The organism is Streptomyces sp. DT2A-34, assembly GCF_030499515.1.
Taxonomy (GTDB): Bacteria; Actinomycetota; Actinomycetes; order Streptomycetales; family Streptomycetaceae; genus Streptomyces.
Map to the genome: position 1 here is coordinate 8,970,570 of NZ_JASTWJ010000001.1, position 21,450 is coordinate 8,992,019.

The following is a 21,450-nucleotide window of genomic DNA, read 5'->3' on the forward strand; positions in this document are numbered from 1 at the left end:
CCGGCCCCGTACCTACGGTGGATACATGCGTATACGTCATTTCCTGCCAGTCTCCGTCGCAACGGTCGCTCTGCTCGCCGGCTGTGCCGAAGCGAAGGAGGAGCCGAACGGTGCAGCGGACCAGTCGTCCCCCCGGCCGTCGGCGCCCGCGGGCCAGCAGAGCAAGCCGCCGGGTGACGGCAGCCGGGCCTGGGAGCCGGACGACGCGATGCAGCGGGCGGAGCGGGCCCTGAAATCGGCCTCCGACAGCGACGCGCGTCCGGAACTCGTCGACACCGCGAGCGCGTTCGTCGCGAGCGGCATGGACAAGAAGCACAAGACGCCCGGCGACCGGCCGTACCTCCTCAGCATCACCTGTGACACAGACAGGATCGGGGAACTCACCCTCACCCTCTGTCCGGCAGGTCCGGGTGACTCGAAAGCGGCACCATCGACCGACACGGTGGTGCCGCGAGACCGGTGTCCGAGCGGCGACTCGCCCGCTTAAAGTGGTGTCGTGTCCTCAGGAAACTATGTGGTCGCACGGAATGTGCGGCTTCTCAGAGAACAGCGGGGCCTGTCCCTGGCCGAGCTGGCCCGGCAGGCCGGGCTCGCCAAGCAGACGTTGTCCAAGCTGGAGCAGGGCGCGGGCAATCCCACGGTGGACACGTTGTTCTCGATCGCAACGGCGCTGGGCGTGCCGGTGACCAGGCTGGTGGCCGAGCGGGAACAGGTGATGGCGGTCCAGCGCGGTGCCGAGGTCGTCTGGAACGAACACGACGGGTACGCGTCCCGGGCCCTCGACCACGTCTACGGCTCCGGCGTCATCGAGAACTACCTGGTGCGCATCAAGGAACGGGGCGGTGCGACCCGGCTGGCCGAATCGCACCCGGTGGGCACGCTGGAGCACCTCTACGTCATCAGCGGCCGGGTGCGGGTGGGGCCCGCCGACAGCCCGGTGGAGCTGTCCGCCGGTGACTTCGTGCGCTACCCGGCCGACCGCCCCCACATGTACGAGTCCCTGGAGGGCGAGAGCCTGGTGCACATCGTCGTCAGCGTGCCGCGCGTGCAGCCCGGGACGTCGACCTCCCTGCGCACGCACGGAGACGCCCCGCGCTGACCGGCGCCGCCCCGGTCAGGCCAGGGCCGTGCCCCGCTGCGCCTTGGCGAACGCCGCGACGGCCCGCGTCGCCTCGTAGGCGACCCGGCGCAGCGCCGGCGCGAAGCGGGCCCGGTCGAAGCGGTGCTCGGCGCCCGCGACGGAGAGCGCGGCGACGGGTCTGCCGACGGGCCCCATGATCGGTACGGCGACGCAGGTGAGACCGTAGGCGGCTTCCTGACGGTCGTACGCGATGCCGGTGCGCCGGATGTGGCCCAGTTCGGCGTGAAAGGCCGCGGGGTCGGTGATGGTGTACTCGGTCAGCTGCGGCAGCCCCGCCGAGACCGCGGCCTCCGCGGCGTCGTGGTCGAAGGCCAGCAGGGCCTTGCCGACGGCGGTGCAGTACGCGGGCAGCCGGGCGCCGATGCGGGAGGGGGAGGGGGTCGCGCGGTGTCCGTGGATCTTGTTGACGTACACGATGTCCGTGTTGTGCAGCACCGCGAGGTGCACGGTCTCGTGCGTCAGCATGTACAGGTCCGCGAGGTGCGGCAGCAGTCGTTCCCGCAGTTGCAGGGAGGTCTGCCCGTACACGCGGGTGCCGATGTCGAAGAGCTGGGTGCCCAGCCGGTAGTCGCTGCCGACCCGCTCGACCATGTCGTTGCGCTGGAGTATGCCGAGCAGGCGGAAGGCCGTCGACTTGGTGAGGCCGCTGCGGCGGGCCAGCTCGCTCACGCCGATCTCCCCGTCCTGTTCGGCGAGCGACTTGAGCAGGACGAGCGCCTTGTCGACCGCGGTCTGCTGGTCCGACAGGGCACGGGCCGCGCTGTGAGGTAGGGCGTCGGTGCGCTGAGACGTGGGGGAGTGAACTGGCATGGGGGGCTCCCTGAACAGTGGCAGGCGATGCCATCGAAATGGACGCACGTCCAATGTAGGAGACTGTTTCGGGGTTGTAAACGGTCGGACGGAGCACCGACCGGGACATCTCGGCGTGCCGCACCCTGGCACGCCGACTGGGCCGAACCTCCCCACCCGGAGTCTCCTTTACCCGTGCCGCGATATCACCGCAGCCAACGGCCCACGGGACACCGGGATTTCCGGCGGCAGGGGTGGCGCCGCCGGCCCGCCCCCGCCTGCGGCCCCGGACGCCGCCCGGACGCCCGACGGCCCGGATGTCCGTGCCGTCCTGTGCCACACCCGCCTGAGCCGGCCCGACATCCCCCCGACCACGAACCGACAGAACGGAAAGCCGCCGTGCGACCGAGCCGATCGCTCCGCCGCCTCGACCCGAACCACGCCGAGGAGGTCCACCGATGACATCCCCGCCCGAGCGGCCGACGGATCGACTCGCCCGAGTTCCGCGCCCGTCCGCCGACGTGAGTGCGTACTTCGACCTGGACAACGGGCTCGTCGACCGCACCATCTTCAGCGACCAGGCCCTGTACCAGCAGGAACTGCGCCGCATCTTCGCACCGAGCTGGCTGTTCCTCGCCCATGAGAGCCAGTTCCGGAAACCCGGCGACTTCTTCACCACGTACATGGGCGAGGACCCGGTCATCGTCTCCCTGGGCCGCGACCGCAAGATCCGTGCCTTCCTCAACGCCTGCCGCCACCGCGGCATGCGGGTCTGCCGCGCCGACGAGGGCGCCACCAAGGCGTTCACCTGCAGCTACCACGGCTGGTCGTACGACACCTCGGGCAAGCTGGTCAACGTCCCCAACCAGGGCGACTATCCGGACCACTTCGAGCAGGACCGCTGGGGTCTGGTCGAGGTCGCGCAGCTCGACACCTACAAGGGCCTGATCTTCGCCACCTGGAACCCCGAGGCGCCCCCGCTCGTCGAGGCGCTCGGCGGCATGACCTGGTACATGGACGCCATGCTCGACCGCGACCCGGAGGGCACCGAGGTCGTCGGCGGGGTCCACAAGTGGGTCCTGGAGGGCAACTGGAAGCTCGCCGCCGAGCAGTTCGCCTCCGACTGGTACCACGTCAACATCTCGCACGCCTCCGCCCTGATGGTCATGTCCCCGAACGGCAGGGGCCCCAGGGCGGAGATCGTGCAGACCCCGGGCCGGCAGTACACCGACCCGCTCGGTCACGGCCACGGCTTCCCGACCCATCCCAAGAGCCGCTTCGACGACCGGGTCGTACACGACTGGTACGACTACGACGCGCTGCGCGAACGGCTCGGCGACACCCGGGTCGAGGGGCCGATGACCACCGGCCACGCCACCGTCTTCCCCAACTTCTCCTACCTCCCGGTCAACGGCTCGATCCGGGTCTGGCACCCCAAGGGACCCGACCGGATGGAGGTCTGGGCCTGGACCCTCGTCGACAAGTCGATGCCCGACGAGGTCAAGGACGCCCAACGGCTGTACAACCTGCGGACGTTCGGACCCACCGGCATCTTCGAGCAGGACGACGGCGAGAACTGGTCGGAGTGCCAGGCCACCGCCCACGGCTTCATGTCCGGCTCCATCACCCTCAACTACCAGATGGGACTGGGCCTTCAGGAGCAGGACGGGGTCCACCCCGGCACCACCGGGCGCCTCTACTCCGACGGTGCCGCCCGCGGCTTCTACACCCGCTGGCGCGACCTGATGAACACCCCCGCCTGGCACGAGAACCCCGAGAACCCCGAGAAGCCCGGGAAGGACACCACCTCATGAGCGACACCACCACGGGCATCCAGGTCGCCGCCGTCGGAGACATCGAGGACGGTGAGGGGCTGAAGGTGCCCGCCGGGGCCACCGGATACGGCGCCGACATCGCCGTATTCCACGACGGCGGCGCCTACTACGCCCTCGACGACACCTGCTCCCACGGCCAGGCGTCGCTGGCGGAGGGCTGGGTGGAGAACGGCGAGGTCGAATGCCCGCTGCACGCCGCCCGCTTCTGCCTGAAGTCCGGCGAGCCGCAGTGCATGCCCGCCACCCTCCCCGTCGCCGTCCACCGCGTCGAGGTCCGCGACGACGCCATCTGGGTGTACCCCGGTACGGGAGCCGCCGGATGAACGCGCCCCAGCGGATCGCCGTCGTCGGCGCGGGCCTCGCCGCCGTCTCCGCCTGCGACACCCTGCGCGCCCAGGGCTACGACGGCGACCTGGTGCTGTACTCCGCCGAGCACGGCCTGCCGTACGACCGCCCCTCGCTCAGCAAGGACGTCCTGCTCGGCAAGGACCGCCGCGACGACGTGCTGCTGCGCCCCGAGCAGTGGTACGACGACCAGCGAGTCCGACTCCGCGAGGGCGCCGTCGTCCACGCGATCCGCCCCCAGCCGGGCGGCGTCGAGCTGGCCGGCGGCGCGGTCGAGACGGCCGACCGGATCGTGCTGGCCACCGGCGGCACGCCCCGCGCGCTGCCCGTACCCGGCGGCGACGACCCGGAGATCTGCCTGCTGCGCACCTGGGAGGACGCACAGCGGCTGCGCGAGCGGCTGCTGCCCGGCGCCCGGGTGACCGTCGTCGGCGCCGGGCTGATCGGCGCCGAGACCGCCGCCGTGGCCGTGGCCCTCGGCTGCCGGGTCACCCTCGTCGACCCGGTCCGCGTGCCGCTCGCCGCGGCCGTCGGCCACGACATCGCGACGGCGCTGCACGACCGGCACTCCGCCGAGGGCATCGACGTGATCACCGCGGGCGTCGAACACGTCGAGCGCCGGCAGGGCCGATTCCTGATCCACCTGTCCGGGTACGAGGCAACCGTGTGCGCCGACACGGTCGTTGCCGGCATCGGCATCCGCCCGGCCACGCACCTCGCGGAGGCGGCCGGACTGCGCGTGGACAACGGCGTCGTCGTCGACGCGAACCGGCGCACCTCGCACCCGGCCGTCTACGCCATCGGCGACGTCGCCCGCGGCGACGGCCATCGGATGCGGCACGAACACTGGGAGGCCGCCCAGCGGGACGGCGAGGCCGTCGGCCGCGCCATCCTCGGCCGGCCCGTACCGGACGCGGGCGCGCCCTGGTTCTGGTCCGACCGGCACGGCACCCGGCTGGAGGCGATCGGCACCATGGCGGACGCCGAGCGGACCGTGTTGCGCGGGGCCCCCGAAAGCGGCGCCTTCCTCGCCTTCGGCCTGCGCGGCGACCGAGTGGTGGCCGCCGCGGCGATCGACCGCACCCGCGACATCAAGGCGGTCCGCAGGATCGTCGACCGGGGCATCGCCGTCGACCCGGCCGAACTGGCCGACGAGAGCGCCGATCTGCGGAGCCTGCTCAAGCGCTGACAGCCCGGCAGTGCCAGGGCCTGACTTCCGGACCGGGCCGGTTCCGGCCGGCGGGGCTTCCCGGCCCGGCCGAGCGGGGACCGGCACACGTAACCGCGAGACGGAGGAGACGGTGACATCAGCCGCCGCCGCGGTGGACGACGCGGCACGTCGGCGACCACGCCCGGGGCCCCGCTCGAAGCGGCCGGGGGAGTGTGTGCCACGCGCCGATCGGCCGACCCGAGGCCCGGCACGATCCGGCACGACAGGCCCCCGCCGTGCCGCCCACCGGCACACCCGCTCCCCGCACCCCGTACCCCGCGCTGGAATTGAGCCCATCCGGCGCGGCCCGCAGGAGGACCCACCGATGAGCATCCACACCCCGGAGCCGACAGCGGACGCGCCCGGCGCGTACGACGACATCCGGCTCCACTTCGAAGCACAGCGCCTGTACAGCCGCGAGGCGCAACTCCTCGACGAGCACCGCTACGCAGACTGGCTGGAGCTGTTCACCGAAGACCTCCACTACTGGGCGCCGGTGCGCACCAACCGGCTGCGCCGCCAGCAGGCCCTGGCCGACGGGGCGCCCGGCGAGGTGGCGATCTTCGACGAGACCAAGGCGAGCCTGGCCTGGCGGATACGCCGGTTCGACTCCGGCATGGCCTGGGCGGAGGACCCGCCGTCGCGGACCCGGCACCTGATCACCAACGTCATGATCCGGGCGGCCGACGAACCGGGGGAGTACATCGCCGAGTCGTCCTTCCTCTGCTACCGCAACCGCCTGGAACGCGAGGTCGACCTCTACGCGGGCGGTCGCACCGACCTGCTGCGCCGCGCCCCGGACGACGGGCGCCTGCTGATCGCACGCCGCACGATCCTGCTCGACCAGAACGTCCTGCTCGCCAAGAACATCAGCACCTTCCTGTGAACCGGAGAACCCACGTGTCCCCTACCGAGACCGAAGAGCCCAAGCTGGTCGAGCACCTGGTGCACACCCCGCTCGGGGACATCGCGGTCAGCGAGAGCGGCGCCGGCCCGGCGCTCGTCATGCTGCACGGCGGCGGCCCCGGCGCGAGCGCGGTCGCCAACTACCACCAGAACCTGCCCGCGCTCACCCGGCACTTCCGGGTGGTCCTCCCCGACCAGCCCGGTTTCGGCGGGAGTTACCGGCCCACCGAGGAGGACCTGGACGCCCGCAGCATCACCGAGATCACCGTCGACGCGCTGGTGCGGACCCTGGACGCGGTCGGCATCGACCGGTTCCACCTGCTGGGCAACAGCCTCGGCGGCGCCGCGGCCATCGCCACCGCACTCGCGATCCCGGATCGGGTGGAGAAGCTGGTCCTCATGGCACCCGGCGGCGGCTGGCTCCCCTTCGGCCCCACCCCCACCGAGGGCCAGAAGGCGATGTTCCGCTACTACAACGGCGAGGGCCCGACGCTGAAGAAGATGCGGGACTTCATCGGCGTGATGACCGCCGAGCCGCGCCGCTGGGCGGACACCGCCCAGGCCCGCTACGAGGCGTCCCTCGACGAATCCCACATCGCCTTCTACCACCGCTACAACGCGGCCTTCGCGAAACGGCACGGCATGGACCCGCTCTGGCAGCAGGTCCACCGGATCAAGGCGCCGACCCTCTTGCTCTGGGGGCGCGATGACCGGACGATCACTCTGGACGGAGCACAGTTGATGCTCAAGCAGATCCGGGACGTCCAACTGCACGTGTTCGGCGGCTGCGGCCACTGGGTGCAGTTGGAACGGCAGGTCGAGTTCGAGCGTCTGGTCACCGACTTCCTCAAGGAGAACTGACCGTGGGCAGGGGCTGGCTGGAGGGCGACGTCGCCCTCGTCACGGGGGAGGCTCGGGCATCGGCCGGGCCGTCGCCCTGCGCTACCTGGCCGAAGGCGCCCGCGTCGCCGTCCTGGGCCGGGGCGCCGCGCAGCTGGAGGAGGTGGTGAGCGCCGCCGGCGAACTCGGTGACCGTGTGCTGCCCCTCACCGGCGACGTGCGCAGTCCGGAGGACATGCACCGGGCGGTCGACGCCACGGTGGAACACTTCGGCAAGCTGGACGTCCTGGTGCCGAACGCGGGCATCTGGGACTACCACCGCAGCGTCACCCGCTTGGACGGCAAGGAGTTGGCCGAAGCGTTCGACGAGCTCTTCGCCATCAACGTCAAGGGATACGTGCTGGCCGTCGAGGCCGCCTGGCGCGAGCTGGTCGCCACCCGCGGAAGCATCGTGATGACCCTGTCCAACGCCTCCTTCCACACCGACGGCGGCGGCTCCCTCTACACCGCGAGCAAACACGCCTGCCTCGGGCTGCTGCGCCAGTTCGCCTTCGAACTCGCGCCGAAGGTCAGGGTGAACGGGGTGGCCGTCGGCGGGATGCGCACCCAGCTGCGCGGCCCCGCGAGCCTTGGCCTGGAGGGCCGCACCCTCGCCTCGTCCTTCGCGAAGAACGAGGCCGCCGAGGCCGCCGCGGGCGAGAAGGCACCGCCGCTGATCCCGCTGTACGACTCCAGCGTCGAGCCGGAGGACTTCACCGGTCCCTACGTCCTGCTCGCCTCCCGCACCGACAGCTCCACCGTCACCGGCGCCGTGATCCCCGCCGACGGCGGTATCGCCGTACGCGGATTCCGTTCACCCGCCGGCGGTTCGGGTCTGTGACCCGGCACCGGTGAACCCCCCTATCTGAAGCCCTCGTAAGGAGCCGACGCCATGGCCGCCGTCGACATCAGTCCCGCCGCCGCGCTTTACCGCAGAGCCCTGTATCCCGGTCCCGCCGCCGTGATCTACGAGGGCCACGAGATCTCCGCGGCCGGGCTCGGCCGTACGGTGCGGGAGTTCGCCGCCGGGCTGTCCGAGCGCGGGCTGCGGCGCGGAGACCGGATCGCGTACCTCGGCTTCAACAGCACGACCTTCCTGGAGACCCTGTTCGCCGCGGCCCATCTGGGCGCGGTCTTCGTCCCGGTGAACTTCCGGCTGGCCGCCGACGAGGTCCAGCACATCCTGAACGACTGCGGGGCCCACACCCTGGTCGTCGAGGAGGGGCACCGCGAACTCGCCGCGTCCATACGGGCGGACATCCCCGCCCGCAGCCTGCTGCTGGTCGACACCGACCCCGAGTGCCCCGCCACGCAGGAGCCGGGCCCCGAGTGGACGCCGCTGTCCACGCTGCGTGGCGCGCACCGCCCCGTACGCGAACCCGTCGCCCTGCACGACGGCGACCTCGCGGCCCTGATGTACACCTCGGGAACCACCGGGCGGCCCAAGGGCGTCATGCTCACCCACGGCAACCTGTGGTGGAACGCGGTCAACGTGGACGCCGTCGTGGACACCCGCGCCGACGACGTCAACCTGGCCCTCGCCCCGCTGTTCCACATCGGCGGCCTCAACGCCCTGACCCTGCGCACGCTCGTGCGCGGCGGCACCGTGGTCCTGCGCCGGGGCTTCGACCCCGCACGCTGCCTGGAGGACCTCGTCCAGCACCGGGTGACCACCTTCTTCGCGGTCCCCGCCATGTACACGGCGCTGTCCCGGACGGCCGGGTTCGCCGAGGCCGACCTGAGCGCCCTGCGCTCCGCGATCGTCGCCGGCGCCCCGGTGCCACCGCAGCTGATCCGGGACTACGCCGCGGTGGGCCTGCTGCTCCAGCAGGCGTGGGGGCTGACCGAGACGGCCCCGTTCGCGACCTATCTGCCGGCCCGGCTGACGACGGAGAAGACCGGATCGGCCGGGCTCCCGATGCCGTACACCGAGATCCGGCTGATCCACCCGGCCACCGGCGCCGAGATCGACGAACCGGACACCCAGGGCGAGATCTGTGTCCGCGGCCCCAACGTGGCCGCCGGCTACTGGGACAACCCGGACGCCACCCGGGCCGCGTTCGACGACCGGGGCTGGTTCCGCACCGGCGACATCGCCTACCGGGACAAGGACGGCTTCTACTACATCGTCGACCGGCTCAAGGACATGATCATCAGCGGCGGCGAGAACGTCTACCCCGCGGAGGTCGAACGGGTCCTCGTGGAGCACCCGGACATCCTGGAGGCCGCCGTCGTCGGCGTCCCGGACCCCAAGTGGGGCGAGACCGTCCTGGCCGTCCTGACCTGCACGCCCGGCGCGGAGCCCACGGTCGAGGAGGTACGCGAGTTCACCGGCCGCCACCTGGCCCGCTACAAGCTGCCCACCAGAGTGCAGGTCGTCGAACGGCTGCCGCGCAACGGCAGCGGCAAGCTGGACAAGCCCGAACTGCGCCGCTGGGTGACCGCACAGTCGACCGTCCCCACCGCCTGACACCACAGCCCCGGCACACCGGTGCCGGGGCCTCCTCCGACCCACGACCTCAGGAGCGGCGCCGTGGCCCCTCTCTCCGATACCGCTCTCTCCGATGCCGCGCCGATGCCTCCGGTGCCCGCCCTCGACGGCGGCTGGGCCCTGAGGCCGATCGGCGCACCGTCCGGCCCGGCCGTGCACAGGTACACGGCCTCCTGTGGCGACGGGCCGGAGGAATTCCCCGTGCGCGTCCAGCGCGTCTGGCAGCACCCGCTGCGGGCCGCCTACCCCATGGGCGCGCACGACGTCGCCGTATGGCTCGACCGGTCCGCGCCGGACTCCGCCGCCGGCCTGCTGCGTGCGCTCACCCCCGCCCTGTTCGCCGCCGACCCGCGCTGTCGTCGTGTCGTCGCCGCGCCGGACGAGGACGACCTGCGCACTCAGCGCATCCTGGAGGACGGCGGCTTCCGCCGGATCGCCGAGGCGGACCTGCCCGGCGGCCCGGTCGTGCTGTTCGCGGCCGAACCCCCCGGCATCGCCGGGCTGTCCACCGCGCTGGACGACATGCCCCACTAGGGGGTGTTCTGTAAGTCCCGCAACGAGCCCCCTGCCGCAGCGGGCCGGAAGCCGTGACCCACCTCGGCTTCCGGCCCGCTGCCGTGTGCGGGGGCGAGACCCTTCGTGCTGCCCAGCGGCACACCCGCTAGGGGAGGTCGGCGGCACCGGGCGACGGTTGACGTGTGCTTGCTGCAACCGCCATTTCCCAGAGCGCCACCGACCCGCTGTCGGGGCTGGTGCTGCGCGACATACCCGAACCGGCCCAGCGGCCCGGCTGGTCACGCGTCCGCGTGGTGGCCTCGTCGCTGAACATGCACGACCTGTGGACGCTGAGGGGGGTGGGACACCCCCCTGACCGGCTGCCGATCGTCCTCGGCTGCGACGCGGCCGGCTACGACGAGGACGGCAACGAGGTCATCGTCCACCCCGTGATCGGCGACCCCGACGCGGGCGGCGGCGACGAGACCCTCGACCCGGACCGCGCGCTGCTGTCCGAGCGGCACGACGGGGCGTTCGCGGAGTACCTGATCGTCCCCACCCGCAACCTGGTGCCCAAGCCGGCCTGGCTCTCCTTCGACGAGGCCGCCTGCCTGTCGGTCGCCTGGACCACCGCCTACCGCATGCTGTTCACCCAGGCCCTCATCACCCCCGGCGACCGGGTGCTCGTGCAGGGCGCGGGCGGCGGTGTCGCCTCCGCCGCGATCCGGCTCGCGGTGGCCGCCGGCGCCGTCGTCTACGCCACCAGCCGCAGCGCCGACAAGCGCGCGGAGGCCGTCTCCTGGGGCGCCCGCGACGCCGTGGCCCCCGGCGAGCGGCTGCCCGAACGGGTGGACGTGGTCATCGAGACGGTCGGCGAGGCGACCTGGGCGCACTCGCTGAAGGCGCTGCGCCCCGGCGGCACGGTCGTCATCGCGGGTGCGACCAGCGGCACGAACCCGCCGGCCGACCTCGGCCGGATCTTCTACCTCCAGCAGCGCATCCTCGGCTCGACCGGCGCCACCCGCCCCGAACTGGTCGCGCTGCTGCGCCTGATGGAGGCCACGGGTGTCCGCCCGGTCATCGACCGCACGCTTCCGCTCACCGAGATCCACAAGGGCTTCCAGCTCATGATCGACGGCGCTCTCACCGGGAAGCTCGTCATCCACCCGTCGGGCTCGGCCCGCCCGGAAGCCCGCCAGAAGTAGGGAACGACCATGACCGCAGCAGCCGTAGGGCTGTCCCACTCACCTCTCATCGGCAAGAACGACCCAGCCCCCGACGTCCTGGCCCGCGTAGACGAAGCGGTCGAGAGCGCCCGGGAGTTCATCCGCGCCTACGACCCGGAGCTGGTCGTCCTCTACGCCCCCGACCACTACAACGGCTTCTTCTACAAGGAGATGCCGCCGTTCTGCCTGGCCACCGAGGCCCACGCGGTGGGTGACTTCGGCACTTCGACGGGCCCGCTGTCGGTCGACACCGCCGCCGCGAAGGCGCTGGCCCAGGGCACCCTCGACCGGGGGATCGACCTCACCGTCTCGGCCCGGATGACCGTCGACCACGGCTTCGCCCAGCCTCTGGAAGTGCTCTTCGGCGGGATCGACCGGGTGCCGGTGGTGCCCGTCTTCGTCAACGGTGTGGCCACGCCGCTCGGCCCCGTCGCCCGCATCCGGGCGCTCGGCACCGCGCTCGGCGAGGCCGCCGCCGAACTCGACCGCAGAACGCTGTTCCTGGCCTCCGGCGGGCTCTCCCACGACCCGCCCGTACCGGTCCTGGACGGTGCGCCCCCCAGGGTCGCCGACGCGCTCATCGAAGGCCACCCGCCGACCCCCGAGCAGCGCGCCAAGGGCGAGCAGCGGGTGGTCCGGGCGGGCCAGGAGTACGCCGCCGGCACGAGCTCGATGATCCCGATCAACCCCGCCTGGGACAATCGGCTCCTCGACCACCTGGAGAAGGGCGAACTCACGGAGTTCGACTCCTGGACCGTGGCGCAGATGGCCGCGGAGGGCGGCGGCTCCGCCCACGAGGTCCGCTCCTGGATCGCCGCCTTCGCCTCGCTCGCGGCCACCGGGCCGTACGAGATGACCTCCCGCTTCTACGAGGCGATCCCCGCGTGGATCGCCGGATTCGCCGTGGCCACGGCGCAGGGGAGGTGACCGGCATGACAGTCGACCAGAACGCGGTCGCGCAGGCCGCCGCCCGGCTGATCGCCGCTTCGGACGAGGGCCGTCCCGTCGCCCCGGTCCGCGACCTGCTGGGCGAACAGGACATCGACGCCGCCTACGCCGTCCAGCAGGAGCTGACCCGGCGCAGGCTGGCCGCCGGCGCGGTCGTCGTCGGCCGCAAGATCGGCCTCACCTCGCCCGCCGTGCAGCGCCAACTCGGCGTCGACCAGCCGGACTTCGGCGTCCTCTTCGCCGACATGGACGTCTCGGCCGAGGCGGAGGTCCCCTCCGCGCGGCTGCTCCAGCCGAAAGCCGAGGCCGAGATCGCGTTCGTGCTGGGGGAGGACCTGGCCGACGGTGAACTCGACGCCGCCCGGATCCGCGCCGCCGTGGAGTACGCCGTCGCGGCCATCGAGATCGTGGACAGCCGGGTCGCCGACTGGGACATCCGGCTCACCGACACCATCGCGGACAACGCCTCCAGCGGCCTGTACGTCCTGGCCGACCGCCGTCTCACCCTCGACGCGTTCGAGCCGCGCGAGGTCACCATGCGGATGTACGCCGACGGCGAGCCGGTCTCCGAGGGCGCGGGCTCCGCCTGCCTCGGCGACCCGCTCAACGCCCTGGCCTGGCTCGCCCGCACGGCCCAGGCGTACGGCGACCCGTTGCGGGCCGGGCAGGTCGTCCTGTCGGGGGCGCTGGGCCCGATGGTCCCGGCACCGCCCGGCAGCCGTATCCACGCCGAGATCGGACCGTTGGGCGCGGTCACCGCCGCATTCTCCGAGAAGATCGAGAAGAGGGACGTGTGAACAGAACCAAGGCCGCCGTCATCGGGTCCGGCAACATCGGCACCGACCTGATGATCAAGATCCTGCGCCTGTCGGACACCCTGGAGATGGGCGCCATGGTCGGCATCGACCCGGCCTCCGACGGGCTCGCCCGCGCCGCCCGACTGGGGGTCCCCACCACCCACGAGGGCGTCGACGGCCTCATCGCACTGCCCGGCTTCGCCGACATCGACATCGTCTTCGACGCCACCTCGGCCAAGGCACACCTCGCCAACGCCGCCAAGCTGGCGCCGTACGGCAAGCGGCTCATCGACCTGACCCCTGCCGCGATCGGCCCGTTCGTCGTGCCGCCGGTCAACGGGGACGCCCACCTCGACGCCCCGAACGTCAACATGGTGACGTGCGGAGGCCAGGCCACCATCCCCATGGTGGCGGCCGTCTCGGCGGTGACCCCGGTCCACTACGCGGAGATCGTGGCCTCGATCGCCTCCCGGTCGGCCGGCCCCGGTACCCGGGCCAACATCGACGAGTTCACCGAGACCACCTCCCACGCCATCGAGACCGTCGGCGGCGCGGCCCGCGGCAAGGCGATCATCGTCCTCAACCCGGCGGAGCCGCCGCTCATCATGCGGGACACGGTGTTCTGCCTCATCGGGGAGGCCGACCACGACGCCGTCCGCGAGTCGATCGCGGCCATGGCGGAGCGCGTCGCCCGCTACGTCCCCGGCTACCGGCTCAAGCAGGAGGTGCAGTTCACCCCGGTGGACCCCACCGAACCGGTGCACACCCTGCTGCCGCCGGACGCCGGCCCCGCCGTCACCCGGGTCTCGGTGTTCCTCGAAGTCGAGGGCGCCGCCCACTACCTGCCCGCCTACGCCGGAAACCTCGACATCATGACGTCCGCCGCCCTCCAGGTCGCCGAGTCCATCGCCCGGCGCGACGCAGCCCTCGCGGAGGCCCGCCCATGACCCGCAAGCTGTACATCCAGGACGTCACCCTGCGCGACGGCATGCACGCCATCCGGCACCGCATCGACCCGGCCGACGTCGGCCGCATCGCCGCCGCCCTCGACGCCGCCGGGGTCGACGCGATCGAGGTCGCCCACGGCGACGGCCTGGCCGGAGGCTCCGTCAACTACGGGCCGGGCAGCCACACCGACTGGGAGTGGATCGAGGCCGCCGCCGCACACCTCACCCGCGCCACCCTCACCACCCTTCTCCTGCCCGGCATCGGCACCATCGCCGAACTGGAGCGCGCGTACGCCCTCGGCGTCCGCTCGGTGCGCATCGCCACCCACTGCACCGAGGCCGACATCTCCGCGCAGCACATCGCCAAGGCCCGCGACCTCGGCATGGACGTCTCCGGCTTCCTGATGATGAGCCACATGGCCCCGGCCGCCGAACTCGCCGCCCAGGCCCGGCTGATGGAGTCCTACGGCGCCGCCTGCGTGTACGTCACCGACTCCGGCGGCCGACTCACCCTGGACGGCGTGCGCGAGCGGGTCCGGGCCTACCGCGACGTCCTGGACCCCGCCACCGAGGTCGGCATCCACGCGCACGAGAACCTCTCCCTCTCGGTCGCCAACAGCGTGATCGCCGTCCAGGAGGGCGTCACCCGGGTCGATGCCTCCCTCGCGGGCCAGGGCGCCGGCGCGGGCAACTGCCCCATCGAGGCGTTCATCGCGGTCGCCAACCTCCAGGACTGGAAACACGGCTGCGACCTGTTCGCCCTCCAGGACGCCGCCGACGACCTCGTACGGCCGCTACGGGACCGCCCCGTCCAGGTCGACCGGGAGACGCTCACCCTCGGCTACGCGGGCGCGTACTCCTCGTTCCTGCGCCACGCCGAGGCCGCCGCCGAGCGGTACGGGGTCGACGCCCGCACGCTGCTCCTCGAGGTCGGCCGGCGGGGGCTCGTCGGCGGCCAGGAGGACATGATCGTCGACATCGCGCTCGACCTGGTGGCCGGCGAGAGCGGCTGACGAACCGTCCGCGTACTTCATCCGTCCTTCATCCGTCCCGCTCGCTGCGAGGCGGATGAAGTACGCGGAAAAACTTGCGTATTACAGGCGTTCATATCGGCGCATCGCGGGTGCCGGGCCTCCGTGCCACGAGGCGGCACGACGATGCGCCGACCGGTTTCCGGCCACTTACAGTCCCCCGCACAGACCCCACTGTGGTCCGGATCACGTCATGATCCGGGCCGATCGGAGGTGAGCCGCTCCATGTCCGAGACCCGCCACGACGAAGCAGCCGTCGGCACCGTCCCCGCCCCCGAACCACCGCCCGAGGCCAGGAAGAACGTCTCCCGCGTCGCCGCCGCGAGCCTCATCGGCACCACCATCGAGTACTACGACTTCGCCGTGTACGGCACGGCCGCGGCGCTCGTCCTGGGCCCGGCCTTCTTCCCGTCCGGCAACTCCACCATGTCGACCCTGGCGGCGTTCCTCACCTTCGCCGCCGCCTTCCTCGCCCGCCCCGTCGGCGTCGTGCTGTTCGGGACGATCGGCGACCGGCTCGGCCGCAAACGGGCCCTGGTGCTCTCCCTGATCCTCATGGGGGTGGCCACCGTCGGCCTCGGGCTGCTGCCGACCTACGACACGGTGGGCTTCCTCGCCCCGGTGCTCCTGGTCGCGCTCCGGCTCCTCCAGGGCGTGAGCATGGGCGGCGAGTGGGGCGGCGCCGTGCTCCTCGCCGCCGAGCACGCCCCGCCGGGGCGCAGAGCGGTGTACGCGTCCGTACCCCAGATAGGCCCGCTGCTGGGCTTCCTGCTCTCCAGCGCCGTCATCCTGCCCACGATGGGGATCTTCGGCCGGGAGGCCTTCGCCGACTGGGCCTGGCGGGTGCCGTTCCTCCTCAGCACGCTGCTCATCGCCGTCGGATTCTGGGTGCGCACCCGTGTCGAGGAGTCCCCGGTGTTCGACAAGCCGGCCACGGCCCGCCCGTCCGCCCCGCGCTTTCCGCTGGGCGCCCTGGTCAGGGAGTACCCGGGGCGGCTCTTGCTCGGCGTCGGTGCGGCGGTGGGCGGCTCGGCCGTCTACTACCTGGTGATCGTCTACAGCCTGTCGTACGGCCCGAAGGCGCTCGGCATCTCCCAGAACACGATGCTGGCGGCCGCCAGCGTGGCCGCCGCTGCCGCCGCGGCCGTGACGATCCCGGTCGCCCGGCTGGCCGACCGGGTGGGCCGACGGCCGGTGATCCTCGCCGGGGCCGCCGGGTCCGTGCTGTGGGTGCTGCCCATGTTCGGCTCCCTGAGCACCGGCGACGGGCTCCTCATCGGCGGGGCCTTCACGGTCGGACTGCTCCTGCTGATCCTGATGTTCGGCCCGATGGCGGCCTTCCTGCCCGAACTGTTCCCGGCCCGCCTGCGCTACACGGGAGCCTCGGCGACCTTCATCCTCGCCAACACCCTCGGCGGCGGCTTCGCCCCCCTGGTCGCGACGTGGCTGACCTCGAACTGGCAGTCACCGCTCGTCCTGGGCGCCTACGCGGGCACCCTCTGCCTGATCAGCCTGGCCTGCGTGCTCGCCCTGCCCGAGACCCGCGACCACGACTTCACCGCCTGACCGACCGAGAAGGAGACACCGATGCCCGGCGCCGTCGATGGCGCCGGGCATCGGTGATAGGGCGGCGGCCCCGGTACGGCGTGACCCGGACTCGCCGGAGCCCCGAGGTCAGGTCGTCCTCGGCAGGGCCGGGGCATCGAAGACCATCTCCAGTGTCTGGAAACGACGCAGCACCGCCCCCGGAAAGAGTTCGGGCTCGAAGCCGGGCCTGACCCGCAGGTTGGGCAGCCGCCTGTACAACTTCTCGGCGGCGACCTGCATCTCCATCCGGGCCAGGTTCATGCCGACGCAGAAATGGATGCCCTGACCGAACGGCAGATCCGTCGGCAGGTTCGCCCAGTCACGCTCGATGATGAACTCGTCCGGCCGGTCGAAGACCAGCGGATCATGATTCCCGGCGCTGATGACGGCGAAGGCCTTCTCACCCGGCTGGACATCGAGGTCCCCGATCCTGGTCGGCTTGGTGCAGGTGCGCCACAGACCTGAGATGGGTCCCTCGAACCGCAGCGACTCCGCTGCCAGGGAGCGTGCCAGCCCCTCGGGGTCGGACAGGAACCGGGCCTTCTGCTCGGGGTACCGGTCCAGCAGGTAGGCGGTGTTGCCGATCGACGCGATCGTCGTACCGATCCCCGCCACGTTCACCAGCTGGATCACTCGAGCGATCTCGCCGACGTCGAAGTAGTCGCCGTCCACCTGGGCGAAGGACAGCTGGGTGATCAGGTCGTCGCTGTCCGGCCCGGCCGCCCGCTTCGCTCGGATCATCTCGCCGAGGTGGTCCAGCCACTCGTTGAGCTCGGTGTTGTACCCGCCCTCCGCTCGGCCGTCCATGGTGTCGGTGACCAGCTCCTCCATACGCTGCGCCGCCCGTGCGTACGCGTCGCGTTCACCCTCCGGTATGCCCAGCAGCTCGCAGATGTGACCGGCGGCCATCCGCGCCGCGAAGTCGCCGTACATCTCAAAGGATCCCCGCTCGGAGAGCTCGTCGATGAGGTCGTCCGTGAAGCGTTCACTGAAAGGGCGCATGTTCTGGATGCGGGACGCCGACAACGCCTTGACCAGCAGCTTCCGCTGCCGGGTGTGGCGCGGCGGGTCGGTCCAGCCGAGCACCTGCTCCTCAGGCGGCAGTGGCTCCTTCAGCGGCCAGATGTTTCCGAGCGCGCTGGACCACGTCTGGTGCCCGGACAGCACCTCCTTGACGCCCTCGTAGGTGGTGACCTGCACCGCGTCCAGCTCGGCGTTGCGGGCGACGGGGCAGCGGGCACGGTCGTGTGCGAGCTCCTCCCAGGGCTCACTGGTCTTGGCCGTGTACGGCCTGTACCGCGGCTGGACGTCCTCGACCGGTGCGCCGGTGGGCCGACGGGTCATGTCGCACTTCCTCTCAGTCGTCTTCGTTCGGGGTGAAGGTGATCGCCAACCACGGGCAGGTGGGGTGAACTCCACCGCAGGGCAGAGCCAGTTGCGGAAGAGTGCCCCTGCCCGTGCGCGCTCCGCCCCTCTTCGTGCCGCTCTGTGGCACGGAGGGATGACATGTGAGTTCCTTCAAGTCGTCTACTAGTGGCAGCCCGGTCACAGGTTCTCCCTCCAGGTACGGCAGCCGGTCCGTCAGCCCACGCAGGGCGCGGACGCCGCGGGCTGCCGTCCTGTCGATCCGAGCCGGGTGAGTTCCTCAGCCGGCCGGCACCTCGTCGGAGACCGCGGCTCGATCCACTCGACACCTCACGGGATGGCCTATGGACGAGATCATTGGTGCTCTCCTCTCCGGAGACGTCACATCGCGGGATGTGACGGGCCTGCGCCTGCCGGAGTACTACCGGGGCAACGTGGTGCGCCGGGAGGACACCTCGATGTTCGAGGGCATGGACTCGAAGGCGAAGGACCCCCGCAAGTCACTGCGGGTGCAGGAGGTCCCGACACCGGAGCCGGGACCGGGCGAGGCCCTGATCGCCGTGATGGCGAGCGCGATCAACTACAACACGGTGTGGTCCTCGATCTTCGAACCCCTGCCGACCTTCGGCTTCCTGGAGCGCTACGGACGCCTCAGCGAGCAGGCCAAACGCCACGACCTGCCGTACCACGTGCTGGGCTCGGACCTGGCGGGGGTCGTGCTGCGCACCGGACCCGGCGTGAACCGGTGGCGCCCGGGCGACCGGGTCGTGGCGCACTGCCTCTCCGTCGAGCTGGAGAGCCCCGACGGCCACGACGACACGATGCTCGATCCCGAGCAGCGCATCTGGGGCTTCGAGACCAACTTCGGCGGCCTCGCCGAGCTGGCGCTCGTGAAGTCCAACCAGCTGATGCCCAAGCCGGAGCACCTGACCTGGGAGGAGGCCGCCTCCCCGGGGCTGGTGAACTCCACCGCCTACCGGCAGCTGGTCTCCCGCAACGGCGCGCAGCTCAAGCAGGGCGACAACGTGCTGATCTGGGGCGCGAGCGGCGGACTCGGCTCGTACGCCACCCAACTGGCGCTCGCCGGGGGAGCGAACCCCATCTGTGTGGTCTCGTCGCCGCAGAAGGCGGCCCTCTGCCACTCCTTGGGAGCCGAAGCGGTCATCGACCGCAGCGCCGAGGGCTACCGGTTCTGGAAGGACGAGAACACCCAGGACCCGCGCGAGTGGAAGCGGTTCGGCAAGCGCATCCGCGAGCTGACCGGCGGCGAGGACGTCGACATCGTCTTCGAGCACCCGGGCCGGGAGACGTTCGGCGCGTCGGTGTACGTGGCGAGGAAGGGCGGCACCGTGGTCACCTGTGCGTCCACGTCCGGGTACATGCACGAGTTCGACAACCGCTACCTGTGGATGTCGCTGAAGCGGATCGTCGGCTCGCACTTCGCCAACTACCGCGAGGCGTGGGAGGCCAACCGCCTCGTCGCCAAGGGCAGGATCCACCCGACGCTGTCGAAGGTCTACCCGCTGGAGCAGGCCGGGCAGGCCGCGTACGAGGTCCACGCCAACCTCCACCAGGGCAAGGTCGGCATCCTCTGCCTGGCCCCGCAGGAGGGTCTCGGTGTGCGCGACCACGCACTGCGTGCGAAGCACATCGACGCCATCAACCGCTTCCGCGAGCAGAAGGTCTGAGGAACGCCATGACGACCGATCCACGACCCCGCACCGGCATCGTCGGCCTCGGCACGGTCGGCGAGGCGTTCCTGCGCCTGGCATACCAGGCCGGCCATCGCATCGTGGCCGTCGACACCGACCCCGACGCACTCGTCCGGGTCGGCACCCGCCTCAAGGCGCTCACCGGGGGCGCCGGGGAGTCCGTCGTCCTCACGCACGAGGTGGCCGAACTCGCCGACGCCGGCCTGGTGATCGAGGCCGTGCCCGACGACCTGGCCGTCAAGACGGACGTACTGCGTCGTATCGGCGAGGTCTCGCAGGCTCCGGTCCTCACGACGACCGCCGCCCTCTCCGTCCCCCACCTCGCCATCGCGTCCGGCCGCCCGGAGGCGGTCGCGGGCCTGCGCTTCCTCGTCCCGCCCGGCCCCGGAGGCGCGGTGGAGCCGGTACCCACCGCCCTGACCTCCCCGGCCACCGAGAGCGCCGTGGACGCGCTGATCGACGGGCTGGGCCTGGCCCGGGTCGAGATCGGCGCCGGACCGGCGGCGGACGCCACCGCGCTCGTGATGGCCTACCTGAACCAGTCCGTGGCCTTCCTCGACGCCGGCCACTCCACCCGCGACGACATCGACACGGCGATGCGCCTCGGCTGCGGTCTGCCGGCCGGGCCGCTGGAACTGCTGGACACCATCGGACTGGACACAGCCCACGCGACCCTGACGAGACTGCACCGGCAGACGGGCGACGCCTCCTTCACCCCGGCCCCGCTGCTGACCCGCCTGGTCGAGTCCGGCCGCCTGGGACGCAAGACGGGTGAAGGCTTCTACCCGTACGACGACGAGGGCGGTACCCCGGGAGACAAGCCCGTGGACCGCTCCACCGCCGGCCGCCGCACGGTGCGTACGGTCGCCGTCCTGGGCTCCGGCGTCATGGCCCGCGGCATCGCGGAGGTCACGGCGACCGGGGGGCATCCCACCGTGCTGGTGGCGCGCAGCCGGAAAAAGGCAGAGGCCGCCCTCGCGGCGATCTCCGAGTCCCTGACCCGCGCCGTCCGCCGCGGCAGGATCACCGCCCAGCAGAAGGCCGCGGCCCTGTCGCTGCTCACTCCCGCCACGGACCTGGAAGCAGCCGCGGACCGCGATCTGATCATCGAAGCGGTGGCGGAGGACCTCGAAGTCAAGCGCCCGCTCTTCTCCCGACTCGGCGCGGTGGCCAAGCCGGACGCCATCCTGGCGACCACCACGTCCAGCCTGTCCGTGACCGCCTGCGCGCGGGCCGGCGGCCGGCCCGCCGACGTCGTCGGCCTGCACTTCTTCAACCCGGCCCCCGTGCTGCGACTCGTCGAACTGGTCCGCACCGACGACACCTCCGACGACGTGTTCGCGGGCGCCCAGGCATTCGCGGCCGGCCTGGGGAAGACCACGGTCACCTGCCCCGACCGGGCCGGCTTCATCGTCAACTGCCTCCTCTTCCCCTACCTCGGCGCGGCGGTCAACCTGCTGCGACGCCCCGGCACCGACATCGAGGCCACGGACACCGCCATCCAGAACGGCTACGGCTACCCCATGGGCCCCTTCGCCCTCCTCGACACGATCGGTCTGGACGTCTCGCTGGCCATCCAGCGCCGCCTGTACGACCAACTCGCCCACCCCGAACAGAAACCGGCCCCTCTCCTGGAAGCCCTCGTCGCCAGCGGCGCACTGGGCCGCAAGAACCAAAGGGGCTTCCGCACCGCGGGCCGGCGCTGATCCGGGCAACTCCGGGTTCTGCTTCCCTCGTTCCGCTGTG

Annotated in this window: 20 protein-coding genes; 18 read left to right on the forward strand and 2 right to left on the reverse strand. The window is 71.7% G+C overall.

Annotated elements, in window-relative coordinates; all coding sequences use genetic code 11:
• Positions 1-25: 25 nt before the first annotated feature.
• Complete coding sequence (locus QQM39_RS39935; RefSeq protein ID WP_302002476.1) at positions 26-487, forward strand: hypothetical protein; 462 nt, start codon at positions 26-28, stop codon at positions 485-487.
• 9 nt (positions 488-496) lie between these two features.
• On the forward strand, positions 497-1,099 hold the full coding sequence (locus QQM39_RS39940; protein WP_302002477.1) for a helix-turn-helix domain-containing protein: 603 nt from the start codon (positions 497-499) through the stop codon (positions 1,097-1,099).
• 15 nt (positions 1,100-1,114) lie between these two features.
• Here QQM39_RS39940 and QQM39_RS39945 read toward each other — a convergent pair whose 3' ends face one another.
• A complete protein-coding gene (locus QQM39_RS39945; RefSeq protein WP_302002478.1) occupies positions 1,115-1,951 on the reverse strand; it encodes an IclR family transcriptional regulator in 837 nt (278 codons plus the stop codon).
• A gap of 437 nt (positions 1,952-2,388) precedes the next feature.
• Here QQM39_RS39945 and QQM39_RS39950 point away from each other — a divergent pair, with 437 nt between their 5' ends.
• The 14 genes from QQM39_RS39950 (at position 2,389) to QQM39_RS40015 (ending at position 16,606) form a co-directional block, all read left to right on the forward strand.
• Positions 2,389-3,744, forward strand: a complete 1,356-nt coding sequence (locus tag QQM39_RS39950; protein ID WP_302002479.1) for an aromatic ring-hydroxylating dioxygenase subunit alpha — start codon at positions 2,389-2,391, stop codon at positions 3,742-3,744.
• Entirely contained in the window at positions 3,741-4,088 is a 348-nt protein-coding gene (locus QQM39_RS39955) for a bifunctional 3-phenylpropionate/cinnamic acid dioxygenase ferredoxin subunit (protein WP_302002480.1), read from the forward strand. Before QQM39_RS39950 ends, QQM39_RS39955 begins: the two co-directional genes overlap by 4 nt.
• On the forward strand, positions 4,085-5,299 hold the full coding sequence (locus tag QQM39_RS39960) for an NAD(P)/FAD-dependent oxidoreductase (RefSeq protein ID WP_302002481.1): 1,215 nt from the start codon (positions 4,085-4,087) through the stop codon (positions 5,297-5,299). Before QQM39_RS39955 ends, QQM39_RS39960 begins: the two co-directional genes overlap by 4 nt.
• Positions 5,300-5,645: 346 nt before the next feature.
• Complete coding sequence (locus QQM39_RS39965; RefSeq protein ID WP_302002482.1) at positions 5,646-6,206, forward strand: 3-phenylpropionate/cinnamic acid dioxygenase subunit beta; 561 nt, start codon at positions 5,646-5,648, stop codon at positions 6,204-6,206.
• Between the two features lie 14 nt (positions 6,207-6,220).
• Positions 6,221-7,087, forward strand: coding sequence for an alpha/beta fold hydrolase (locus tag QQM39_RS39970; RefSeq protein ID WP_302002483.1), 867 nt, complete (start codon positions 6,221-6,223; stop codon positions 7,085-7,087).
• A 58-nt stretch (positions 7,088-7,145) separates the two neighbouring features.
• The gene (locus QQM39_RS39975) at positions 7,146-7,946 is read left to right on the forward strand and encodes an SDR family NAD(P)-dependent oxidoreductase (protein ID WP_302003893.1); all 801 of its coding nucleotides are present in this window, start codon (positions 7,146-7,148) and stop codon (positions 7,944-7,946) included.
• Positions 7,947-7,997: 51 nt separating this feature from the next.
• Positions 7,998-9,575 carry a long-chain fatty acid--CoA ligase gene (locus QQM39_RS39980; RefSeq protein ID WP_302002484.1) on the forward strand — a complete coding sequence of 526 codons (1,578 nt, stop codon included), beginning with the start codon at positions 7,998-8,000 and terminating at the stop codon, positions 9,573-9,575.
• 63 nt (positions 9,576-9,638) lie between these two features.
• A complete protein-coding gene (locus QQM39_RS39985; protein ID WP_302002485.1) occupies positions 9,639-10,130 on the forward strand; it encodes a GNAT family N-acetyltransferase in 492 nt (163 codons plus the stop codon).
• A gap of 164 nt (positions 10,131-10,294) precedes the next feature.
• A complete protein-coding gene (locus QQM39_RS39990) occupies positions 10,295-11,296 on the forward strand; it encodes a zinc-binding dehydrogenase (protein WP_302002486.1) in 1,002 nt (333 codons plus the stop codon).
• Positions 11,297-11,305: 9 nt separating this feature from the next.
• On the forward strand, positions 11,306-12,244 hold the full coding sequence (locus tag QQM39_RS39995) for a 3-carboxyethylcatechol 2,3-dioxygenase (RefSeq protein WP_302002487.1): 939 nt from the start codon (positions 11,306-11,308) through the stop codon (positions 12,242-12,244).
• Positions 12,245-12,249: 5 nt separating this feature from the next.
• Positions 12,250-13,062: a 2-keto-4-pentenoate hydratase gene (locus tag QQM39_RS40000; protein WP_302002488.1), complete on the forward strand. Its 813-nt coding sequence runs from the start codon at positions 12,250-12,252 to the stop codon at positions 13,060-13,062.
• Positions 13,059-14,009, forward strand: a complete 951-nt coding sequence (locus tag QQM39_RS40005) for an acetaldehyde dehydrogenase (acetylating) (protein WP_302002489.1) — start codon at positions 13,059-13,061, stop codon at positions 14,007-14,009. Before QQM39_RS40000 ends, QQM39_RS40005 begins: the two co-directional genes overlap by 4 nt.
• A complete protein-coding gene (gene dmpG / locus QQM39_RS40010) occupies positions 14,006-15,022 on the forward strand; it encodes a 4-hydroxy-2-oxovalerate aldolase (protein WP_302002490.1) in 1,017 nt (338 codons plus the stop codon). Before QQM39_RS40005 ends, dmpG begins: the two co-directional genes overlap by 4 nt.
• Before the next feature lie 243 nt (positions 15,023-15,265).
• Positions 15,266-16,606 carry an MFS transporter gene (locus QQM39_RS40015; protein ID WP_302002491.1) on the forward strand — a complete coding sequence of 447 codons (1,341 nt, stop codon included), beginning with the start codon at positions 15,266-15,268 and terminating at the stop codon, positions 16,604-16,606.
• 108 nt (positions 16,607-16,714) lie between these two features.
• Here the strand turns inward: QQM39_RS40015 and QQM39_RS40020 are convergent, their stop codons facing one another.
• Positions 16,715-17,971: a cytochrome P450 gene (locus tag QQM39_RS40020; protein WP_302002492.1), complete on the reverse strand. Its 1,257-nt coding sequence runs from the start codon at positions 17,969-17,971 to the stop codon at positions 16,715-16,717.
• 365 nt (positions 17,972-18,336) lie between these two features.
• On the opposite strand from QQM39_RS40020, the gene ccrA reads away from it, so the two are divergent.
• On the forward strand, positions 18,337-19,680 hold the full coding sequence (gene ccrA / locus QQM39_RS40025) for a crotonyl-CoA carboxylase/reductase (RefSeq protein ID WP_302002493.1): 1,344 nt from the start codon (positions 18,337-18,339) through the stop codon (positions 19,678-19,680).
• A gap of 8 nt (positions 19,681-19,688) precedes the next feature.
• Positions 19,689-21,410, forward strand: coding sequence for a 3-hydroxyacyl-CoA dehydrogenase family protein (locus tag QQM39_RS40030; RefSeq protein WP_302002494.1), 1,722 nt, complete (start codon positions 19,689-19,691; stop codon positions 21,408-21,410).
• The last annotated feature ends 40 nt before the right edge of the window (positions 21,411-21,450 follow it).